The organism is Enterovirga sp. CN4-39, assembly GCF_049446235.1.
In the GTDB taxonomy this organism is placed as follows: domain Bacteria; phylum Pseudomonadota; class Alphaproteobacteria; order Rhizobiales; family Beijerinckiaceae; genus Enterovirga.
In genome coordinates this window covers 1-8986 of sequence record NZ_JBMSEF010000043.1, presented here as the reverse complement: position 1 = coordinate 8986, position 8986 = coordinate 1, and the positions used below count along the sequence as shown (strand labels likewise).

The 8986-nt window shown below is 67.3% G+C and carries 9 protein-coding genes; 6 read left to right on the top strand and 3 right to left on the bottom strand.

All coding sequences use genetic code 11. The features are described from left to right. Positions 1-341: 341 nt before the first annotated feature. Positions 342-1418, top strand: coding sequence for a linear amide C-N hydrolase (locus ACO2SS_RS28475; protein ID WP_423281246.1), 1077 nt, complete (start codon positions 342-344; stop codon positions 1416-1418). A gap of 87 nt (positions 1419-1505) precedes the next feature. Here the strand turns inward: ACO2SS_RS28475 and ACO2SS_RS28470 are convergent, their stop codons facing one another. Then, complete coding sequence (locus ACO2SS_RS28470; RefSeq protein ID WP_423281245.1) at positions 1506-1964, bottom strand: hypothetical protein; 459 nt, start codon at positions 1962-1964, stop codon at positions 1506-1508. A 150-nt stretch (positions 1965-2114) separates the two neighbouring features. On the opposite strand from ACO2SS_RS28470, the gene ACO2SS_RS28465 reads away from it, so the two are divergent. From ACO2SS_RS28465 to ACO2SS_RS28445, 5 genes are all read left to right on the top strand, one after another. Then, positions 2115-2474, top strand: coding sequence for a hypothetical protein (locus ACO2SS_RS28465; protein WP_423281244.1), 360 nt, complete (start codon positions 2115-2117; stop codon positions 2472-2474). 38 nt (positions 2475-2512) lie between these two features. Then, entirely contained in the window at positions 2513-4600 is a 2088-nt protein-coding gene (locus tag ACO2SS_RS28460) for a TonB-dependent receptor family protein (protein ID WP_423281243.1), read from the top strand. Between the two features lie 85 nt (positions 4601-4685). Further along, the gene (gene paaG / locus ACO2SS_RS28455; RefSeq protein WP_423281242.1) at positions 4686-5468 is read left to right on the top strand and encodes a 2-(1,2-epoxy-1,2-dihydrophenyl)acetyl-CoA isomerase PaaG; all 783 of its coding nucleotides are present in this window, start codon (positions 4686-4688) and stop codon (positions 5466-5468) included. After that, complete coding sequence (paaI, locus tag ACO2SS_RS28450; protein ID WP_423281241.1) at positions 5465-5911, top strand: hydroxyphenylacetyl-CoA thioesterase PaaI; 447 nt, start codon at positions 5465-5467, stop codon at positions 5909-5911. Before paaG ends, paaI begins: the two co-directional genes overlap by 4 nt. 83 nt (positions 5912-5994) lie before the next feature. Continuing rightward, entirely contained in the window at positions 5995-6375 is a 381-nt protein-coding gene (locus ACO2SS_RS28445; protein WP_423281240.1) for a hypothetical protein, read from the top strand. A 37-nt stretch (positions 6376-6412) separates the two neighbouring features. On the opposite strand, the gene paaK is transcribed toward ACO2SS_RS28445, so the two are convergent. Continuing rightward, positions 6413-7741, bottom strand: a complete 1329-nt coding sequence (paaK, locus tag ACO2SS_RS28440) for a phenylacetate--CoA ligase PaaK (protein ID WP_423281239.1) — start codon at positions 7739-7741, stop codon at positions 6413-6415. Between the two features lie 114 nt (positions 7742-7855). Then, a complete protein-coding gene (paaE, locus tag ACO2SS_RS28435) occupies positions 7856-8932 on the bottom strand; it encodes a 1,2-phenylacetyl-CoA epoxidase subunit PaaE (RefSeq protein ID WP_423281238.1) in 1077 nt (358 codons plus the stop codon). Positions 8933-8986 lie beyond the last annotated feature (54 nt).

Here is an 8986-nt window from a genome sequence, read left to right as displayed (position 1 = left end):
CCACTCGCGCGATCGGCACACCACCGAGATCAACGCCCTGAACCTCTCCGCCCCGCCGCTGCGTCAGAATGCAAACGGAGGAGTATTCGTCACATGTCACACCGCGGCGGCACAGACGGTCGGCAAGGGGAACAGCCGTTGTGACGGTGTGTTGAACAGCATGTGCGAGGCCGGGCTGGTCGGGAACCGGCCAGTCCAAAATGGAAAGCGCCGGACCTTCCGCCCATTGCAAGGATCGCCTTGCTGCGATTTCCGGACCGGGCTTTCGAATGCCTCCGGAATGCTAGAGCGTTTCTCTATGGGAAAATGGGTCGTCGCAGGTCGAGGCGAAGGACACTCCCATGCTCCAGGCCGTGCCAAACAGGATCGCCGTCTCGCTCGTGGCGCTCTGCGCTGCCCTCCAGGCAAGCGTCCAGCCCGCATCCGCGTGCTCCCGCTTCGTCTTTCTCGGAGATGACGGCAAGATCTTCACCGCACGATCGATGGATTGGGCACAGCGCATCGACACCGATCTCTACATCCTGCCCCGCGGGATGGCACGCAACGGCGAGGTGGGGCCGAACTCGCTCCGGTGGACGGCGAAGTACGGATCCTTGGTTGCGACCGCATTCAACAACTCGACGTCGGACGGCGTGAACGAGCGGGGCCTCTCGGCGAATATACTTTGGCTCGAGGAGTCGCAGTACCCGGTCTTCAATGCCAGCAGTCCTCCAGGGCTGGCCGTCTCGGTCTGGACGCAATACGCGCTCGATAACTTCGCGACCGTTTCCGAAGCGGTTGCTGCATTCGAGAAGCAGCCGTTCACGCTCGTCACGACCACGATACCCGGGGCGGATTTCAAGACTACCGTGCACCTGTCCTTGTCGGACTCGAGCGGTGACAGCGCGATCATCGAGTATATCGATGGGAAGCAGGTCATCCACCACGGCCGCCAGTACCAGGTGATGACGAACTCGCCCACCTACAATCAGCAGCTCGCGCTCGCGTCCTACTGGTCCCAGATCGGGGGGACGGTGATGATGCCCGGCACCAGCCGCGCATCCGACCGCTTCGCGCGCGCGGCCTTCTACGTGAAAGCGATCCCGAAGGACGGCGATCCCGACCGGCTATTGGCCAGCGTCTACGGCATTATCCGCAATATCTCCGTGCCTCTCGGCGTTGCGACGCCTGACCAGCCGGAAATCGCATCCACCCGCTGGCGCTCCGTCTACGATCACAAGCGCCGGCTCTACTTCTTCGAGTCGGCGATGTCGCCGAACACGTTCTGGACCGATCTCAATCAGATCGACTTCTCGAAGGAAACCGGGAAAGTGATGAAGCTCGACCTGGGTGTCGATGAAGCGAATGTATTCGCTGGGGATGCGACACGACATTATCGGGAGGCGGAGCCTTTCCGATTTGCCGGCGTGTCGCCCTGAAGCGCGGACCCCTCATAAATCGAAGCTGGCCGCGTTTGGTTCACGGCTCGTCTCGCTCGCCGCGTAGGTGGCGTCCGCGAAGCGCGGTCAGTTGCCGAAGGCGAGCAGCGCGGGCGCGCCGCGCCGCTCCGCCGCGAGCGTGACCTCGCAGAAGCCGGCTCCCCGGCCGACCACTTCGCCGTCGTGGCACCAGGGCCGCCTCGGCTCGGTGCTCGTCGAGGCTGCATCGGCCGATGCCGAGTAGATCTTCGGCGCGTCGGCATCCTCGGCGGGGCGGGGCGGGAGCGGAAGCAGATATGGCCCCTGCGGCCGCGTGGCTCCCCGGGTGGGTCGGTTCGTGCCGACCGGAACCACGACGCCGACGCCCACACCTACGCTCGGGCCCGACCTGGCCTGGGGAGTCTTGGCTTGAGGAGTCTTGGCCTGGGGAGCCGAGTACGAGCCGCGTCCGCCCTTGAAGGCGCCGCCGCCGCGGGCGCGCGCTTCGGCGTCGCCGACAACCGAACAGGCAAAGCCGATCCCGACAAGAACCAATGCAACGCGCATGCGAGGCCCCAAAACCGATCAGACCGCCCAGAGAATGCCCGAGGTCTTTCAACAATCCTGGCGTGCATTCGCTAAAATTCGATCGGATGGGCGGAGCATGCGCCGGCCTCGCCGTTGACCCGCCCGAGCGCGGGCACCTAAGAGTTGAGGATGCGCAGCGGGTGCAAGGGGCGGACCGGGCGCGCCATCATCGGCGCGATCGCGCTCTATGTTCTGCTGCTGCAGGCCTTCCTGGGTTTCGCGACGCCGTCGCTGGCCCTCGGTCCCGACGGCATTCTCTGCACCGAGCATGGGCCGGCATCGCCGGACGGCAAGCCGGGGCCTCATCAAGGTCATCAATGCTGCCTGCCCGTCCAGCAGGCCTCCTTCGTGCCGCCGCCCGAAGTTGCGGCGGATGCCGGCTGGCCCCTCCCGACGGCGCGGGTTCTGGTCTGGCGCCCTGAATCCGACCTCCTCACCACCGGGCCGCCCGACCGCGCGCACCAGCCCCGGGGTCCCCCGCTCGTCTGACCGCATCGCTTTCCGCCGATCCGTCAGACGAGGTTTCCATGTTGCCTGAATTGTCCCGCGGCGCGCTCTGCGCGGCCGCCCTGTCATGCGTGCTTTCCCCCGCGCCCGTCTTCGCCCAGGGCGAGACGGCCCTGCCCGAGATCACCGTTGGGGGCGCCGGGGTGCCGAGCGGTTCGCTCACGGTTCCGAGCGTCGAAGCGCAGCGCACCCAGCTCGAGTCGATCGTCGGCTCGGTCGAGTTCATCGACGCGCGGAGCTTCGAGAATCGCTACACCAACAACATCACGGACGTGGTGAAGGACACGCCGGGCGTCTACGCGCAGACCCGCTACGGCCAGGAGGTCCGCTTCTCGATCCGCGGCTCGGGCCTCGCTCGCGGCTTCCATGCCCGGGGGGTCGAGATCCTGCAGGACGGGATCCCGTTCAACTTTGCCGACGGCTCGGGGGACTACTACCAGATCGACCCGCTCGCGCTGCGCTCGGCCGAAATCTACAAGGGCGGCAACGCGCTTCTCTTCGGCTCGTCGACGCTCGGCGGGGCCGTCAACTTCGTCACCCCGACGGCCTTTACGGCGCTGGCGCCGGCCTTCGTGCGGATTGAAGGCGGCTCCTTCGGGGCCTTCCGGGCCAATGCCCAGCTCTCCGGCATATCGGGGGATGCCGACGCGCTCCTGAACGTCACGCAATCCCACCAGGACGGGTTCCGCCAGCACCAGAACCAGGACTACACGCAGATCAACGCCAATCTCGGCTACCGGCTCGCGCCGGGCGTCGAGACGCGGTTCTATCTCGGCATCTACGAGACGCGGCAGAAGCTGCCCGGAACGCTGAGCCTCACGGACGCGCTGAACTTTCCGACCCGCGCCAGTCTCGCGGCCATCACCGGCAACCAGGCGCGGGACGTCTCGACCCAAAGGCTCGCGAACCGAACTACCTTCGAGCTCGATATCGGCAAGCTCGATCTCGATACCTGGCTGCTCCACAAGAGCCTCTACCACCCGATCTTCCAGGTGATCGACCAGGACGGATGGACCTACGGGATCGCGCCGCATTGGAGCGGCACCTTCGATCTCGGCGGGTATCGCAACGACCTCACCGTGGGCGCCCGCTATTTCGGCGGCACGAACTCGGCGCTGCAATTCGTGAACATCAGCGGCAACCGCGGCGCGCAGACCGCGAATGCCCGCCAGATCGCGAACAATTATCAGGCCTTCATCGACAACAAGTTCTGGATCACGCCGGAACTCGCCCTGATGGCGGGGGCAAAGCTCTTCCGCGACGAGCGCGATTTCGAGAACCTGTTTACGTCCCCCGTCCGGACCGCAGGCCGCACGTATGACGGTTTCAGCCCGAAAGTCGGGGTGCTCTGGCAGCCGGCCCCGACCGTCCAGGTCTTCGCGGACCTAACGAAGTCGCGCGACGTTCCGGACTTCTCCGATCTTGCGCAATCGAACCTGAACGGCCTGACCTTCGTGCCGCTGCAGCAGCAGCGCGCCTGGACGGGCGAGGTCGGCACCCGTGGGTCGTGGGATCGGTTCCGCTGGGACCTGACCTTCTACCGGTCGGCGGTTCGAGACGAGCTGATCAACTACAGCACCAACGCTGCCCTCGGCATCCCGGCCGCAACCTTCAACGCCGACCGGGCATTGCATCAGGGGATCGAGTTCGGCGGCGCGGTCGAGCTCGTCCGCGACGTCTCGGGACCGGGCGCGAGTGACACGATCACGCTCGCGCAGGTTTGGACCTGGAACGACTTCCGTTTTGTCGGCGACCGCGTCTACGGGAACAACCGCCTGGCCGTGGTGCCCGAGCACGTCCTCCGCACGACCCTGTCCTACACGCGGCCGGACGGGTTCTTCTTCACCCCCTCGGTGGATTGGGTGCCGCAGGGAGCCTTCGCCGACTTCGCCAACACCCTGCGCACGCCGGGCTATGCGCTCTTCGGCATACGGACCGGCACGAACCTGCCGAATGGCGTGACGATCTTCGTCGATGCGCGCAACCTGACGAACGAGCGCTACATCAGCGATTTCGGCGCGATCACCGACGCCCGCCTCGTTTCGACCGCCATCTTCTATCCGGGGGAGGGGCGCAGCGTGTACGCGGGAATGCGCTACGCTTTCTAGCGGCCCGCTGCCGCGCTGCCGGACGGCTTGTTGCAGGGGCGGAACACGGTTACCCCGGGCGCCAGAGATTGCCTGGGAGGAGACGGTGGAAACGCCTGTTTTGGTCGAAACGCGGGAGGGCTGGCGCAAGCTCACCCTGAACCGGCCCGAGAAGCTGAATTCCTTCACGGTCGAGCTCCACCGGGCGCTCGCCTCCGCCCTCGACGAGGCGGCAGCGGACGAGACCTGCCGGGCGGTGCTGCTGACCGGGGCAGGGCGCGGCTTCTGCGCGGGCCAGGACCTCGAGGCCGTGTCGAGCGATGCGGCCGGCGTCGGCAATCTCCTGACGGATTTCTACAACCCGCTGGTCCGGAAAATCCGCTCGCTGCCAAAGCCGATCGTGTGCGCGGTCAACGGCGTCGCGGCAGGCGCGGGAGCGAATGTGGCCTTCGCGTGCGACATCGTCCTCGCCGCCAAACGGGCGAGGTTCATCCAGGCCTTCGCGAAAATCGCGCTGGTGCCGGATTCCGGCGGGACCTGGTTCCTGCCGCGGCTGGTCGGCGAGGCGCGCGCCCGCGCCCTGGCTCTGACGGGCGATGCGGTCTCGGCCGAGCAGGCCGAGAGCTGGGGCATGATCTGGCGCGCGGTCGAGGACGAGGCCCTCATGGACGAGGCCGAGAAGCTCGTCGCGCATCTCGCGACGCAGCCGACGGCTGCGCTCGGCCTGATCAAGCGGGCGCTCGAGGCGTCCGCCGACAATACGCTCGAGGCGCAGCTCGACCTGGAGGCCGAACTGCAGAAGCAGGCCAGCAAGCTGCCGGACCACGCAGAGGGCGTCGCCGCCTTCGTGGAGAAGCGTCCGGCCCGGTTCACGGGGCGCAAGGCATGAGCGAGGACGAAGTGGAGAACGGGCCGGATCTCGACGCGATCGCGCGCGCATCGGCCGACGCCATGTGGGCCAAGGATCCGGCGAGCGCCGGGCTCGGCATGCACCTGCTCGACATCGGGCCGGGCTATGCCCTGATGACGATGGAGATCACGGCCGCCATGACGAACGGCCACGACACGGCGCATGGCGGCTTTATCTTCAGCCTTGCCGATTCCGCTTTCGCCTTCGCGTGCAACAGCCATGGCGACAGGGCCGTTGCGCAGCATTGCGCGATCACCTTCATTCGCCCGGGCAAGCTTGGCGACAGACTTGTCGCCGCCGCGCATGAAGTATCCCGGACCGGCCGGTCCGGGATCTACGATGTTCAGGTCTCCGTGGCCGACGAGGTGATTGCCGAGTTCCGCGGCCATTCGCGAACCGTCGGCGGCAGCTGGGTCGAGTAGTCTCTGATTCTGCGCCCGTTTTCGGGACGGAACTATCTCCGCCGCGCCGACTTGCCGAAGGTAACCTTCTACGGAGGCAGCGGATGAAGAGACTTTTCTTTGCGACTGCGGCGCTGTCGCTCGCGGCGGCGGCCCCGGCTTGGGCTCAGTCGGGCTACCCGGGAGGCCCGATGGGCTACCAGGGCGCGCCGATGAGCAACCAGTCGTGCGTGATGAACGGCCAGTTCGTCCCTTGCCCGCCCGGGGGAGGCGTGCGGCCTGAATCCATGCCGCCGAATCCCTTCATGGTCCCGGGCATGGCCATCGGCGGAGCCGTGGGTGCCGTCGAGGGCGCTGTCGTCGGGGCCGGAAGCGGAATGGTGGCCGGCGCCGAGGCGATGGATCCCAACGCCCAGCGCCGCATGACCCCGCGCGAGCGGCGCGAGTATCAGCGCATGATGCGCCGCCAGCAGCAGAATATGTGATCGGGTCGCCGGGCGGTTTCGGCCGCCCGGCGCCTTTTCAGGCGCGCGGGCGCTTGTCGACAACCCGCTTCGCCTTGCCCATGGAGCGTTCGAGCGTACCCGGCGGCTGGATCGAAACCCGCGCCGTGATGCCGATCGTGCCCTTGATCTGGGTGGCGAGCTTCTCCGCGTGATAGTCGAGCGACGCGGGGTCCCAGGAATTGTGCCGGGCCTCGGCGAGGATCGTCATCTCGTCCATCCGGCCCTGTCGCGTCAGCTCGATCAGGAAATGCCCGCCGCACCATTCGCAGGCGAGCAGCGCCTCCTCGATCTGCGTCGGGAACACGTTCACGCCGCGCAGGATGATCATGTCGTCCGAGCGGCCGGTGACCTTCTCCATCCGCCGCATCGAGGCGCGCGCCGTCCCTGGCAGGAGCTGCGTCAGGTCGCGCGTCCGGTAGCGGATGATCGGGAACGCCTCCTTCGTGAGCGAGGTGAAGACGAGTTCGCCGAGCTCGCCGTCGGGCAGGACCTCCCCGGTCGCGGGATCGATGATCTCCGGGTAGAAATGGTCTTCCCAGACATGGAGGCCGTCCTTCGTCTCCACGCTCTCCTGGCTGACCCCCGGCCCGATCACCTCCGACAGCCCGTAGATGTCGACCGCGTCCATCCCGAACGCGTCCTCGATCTCGGCCCGCATCGCATTCGTCCAGGGCTCCGCCCCGAAGATGCCGACCTTCAGCGAGCAGTCGCGCGGATCGACGTTCTGGCGGCGGAATTCGTCCAGGATCGCCAGGATGTAGCTCGGCGTCACCGTGATCACGTCCGGCCGGAAATCCGTGATCAGCTGGACCTGCCGCTCCGTCATGCCGCCCGAGATCGGCACGACCGTGAGGCCGAGCTTCTCCGCCCCCTGGTGGATCCCGAGCCCGCCGGTGAAGAGCCCGTAGCCATAGGCGTTGTGGATGAGCTCGCCCGGCCGGGCGCCGGCAAGCCGGAGCGATCGCGCCATCACCTCCGCCCAGACGTCGAGGTCGCCCCGCGTATAGCCGACGACGATCGGCTTGCCGGTCGTGCCCGAGGAGGCATGCAGCCGGAGCAGTTTTTCGCGCGGGACGGCGAAGAGGCCGAAGGGGTAGTTGTCGCGAAGATCCGTCTTCACCAGGAACGGGAACTTCGCCAGGTCCGAGAGCGAGGCGAAGTCGGACGGATGCACGCCCGCCCGGTCGAAGCTCGCGCGGTAATGCGGCACGTTCTCGTAGGCGCGCAGAAGCGTGGAGCGCAGACGCTCCTGCTGCAGGGCCTGCAACTCGTCCCGGCTCATCCGCTCCGCCGGGTCGAGTTCCGCTTCGCCCACCAGGTTCAGGGCCGGTTGTCCCAGCGCCATCGTGTTTCCTCCCCTTGTCATCGCCGGGCTTGTCCCGGCGACCCCCGATCGTTCTCGGGCTAGCGCTTCCTGATCGGGGTGGCCGGGACAAGCCCGGCCATGACCCCGGAAGGCTCACATCTGATCGTAGTCGATCACCACCCGGTCCGTCTTCGGGTGCGATTGGCAGGTCAGCACGAAGCCGGCTTCCAGCTCCCAGGGCTCGAGCGAATAGTTGAAGTCCATCGCCACCTCGCCCTCGACGACCTTCGCCCGGCAGGTGGAGCACATGCCGCCCTTGCAGGCATAGGGCAGGTCCATCCCGGCCCGGAGCGCCGCGTCAAGTATCGCCTCGCCGTCATGGACGGGCACTTCCCGGCGCTTGCCGTCCACGATCAGGGAGGCCGTCCGGGACGGCGCGTCCTCCGCGGGGGCGGGCGGCTTCGGCCGCGCCTTGCCGCCGAACTCGGAGACGAAGCGCTCGACATGGATGCGCTCGGGCGGCAATCCCAGCTCCCCGCAGGCCGCCTCGACCGCCTCGCTCATCCCGAGCGGGCCGCAGATGAAGACGTGGTCCACCGCGCTGGCCGGCACGATGCGGGTCAGCAGGAGCCTGGTCTTGTCCGCATCGAGCCTGCCATTGAGGACCGGGATGTCCTGCTCCTCCTGGCTGAGGACATGGAAGACCGAGAAGCGGCCGAGATAGCGGTCCTTCAGCTCCTCGAGGGCCGTCCGGAACAGCATGTCGGCCATCGACCGGTTGCCGTAGAACAGGAAGAAGCGGCTCCCGGGCTCGCGCGCCAGCACGCCCCTGACGATCGACAGGATCGGCGTGATGCCGGACCCGGCCGCGAAACCCGCATAGGTCCGTCCCTCGCTCGCCGGCCCGATCTGGCCGAAGCGGCCGGTCGGCGTCATCACGTCGATGACGTGCCCGGTCTGCAGCGCCTCGTTGGCGAAGCTGGAGAAGACCCCGCTCTCGACCCGCTTCACGCCGATCCGCAGCTCGCCCTCGTCCGGGCCCGAGCAGATCGAATAGGACCGCCGGACCTCCTCGCCGTCGAGCCTCGTGCGCAAGGTCAGGTACTGGCCGGGCTCATAGGCGTAATCCGCCGCGAGCTCCGCCGGGATGTCGAAGGCGATCGACACCGCATCCGGCGTCTCGCGTCGAACGTCCCGGATGGTGAGCGGATGGAAGCGGGGCGGGATCATGGCCGCGATCCTCCCTCGCGACGCGGGGGAGGGGGACCGCCCGAAGGGCGGTGG

What these genes read in the sequence shown, in the direction of transcription:
- paaI (WP_423281241.1), top strand. Translation starts at nt 5,465, where the DNA reads ATGAGCGAGGACGAAGTGGAGAACGGGCCGGATCTCGACGCGATCGCG.
- paaE (WP_423281238.1), bottom strand. Translation starts at nt 8,932, where the DNA reads ATGATCCCGCCCCGCTTCCATCCGCTCACCATCCGGGACGTTCGACGC.
- ACO2SS_RS28465 (WP_423281244.1), top strand. Translation starts at nt 2,115, where the DNA reads ATGCGCAGCGGGTGCAAGGGGCGGACCGGGCGCGCCATCATCGGCGCG.
- ACO2SS_RS28460 (WP_423281243.1), top strand. Translation starts at nt 2,513, where the DNA reads ATGTTGCCTGAATTGTCCCGCGGCGCGCTCTGCGCGGCCGCCCTGTCA.
- ACO2SS_RS28470 (WP_423281245.1), bottom strand. Translation starts at nt 1,964, where the DNA reads ATGCGCGTTGCATTGGTTCTTGTCGGGATCGGCTTTGCCTGTTCGGTT.
- ACO2SS_RS28475 (WP_423281246.1), top strand. Translation starts at nt 342, where the DNA reads ATGCTCCAGGCCGTGCCAAACAGGATCGCCGTCTCGCTCGTGGCGCTC.
- ACO2SS_RS28445 (WP_423281240.1), top strand. Translation starts at nt 5,995, where the DNA reads ATGAAGAGACTTTTCTTTGCGACTGCGGCGCTGTCGCTCGCGGCGGCG.
- paaK (WP_423281239.1), bottom strand. Translation starts at nt 7,741, where the DNA reads ATGGCGCTGGGACAACCGGCCCTGAACCTGGTGGGCGAAGCGGAACTC.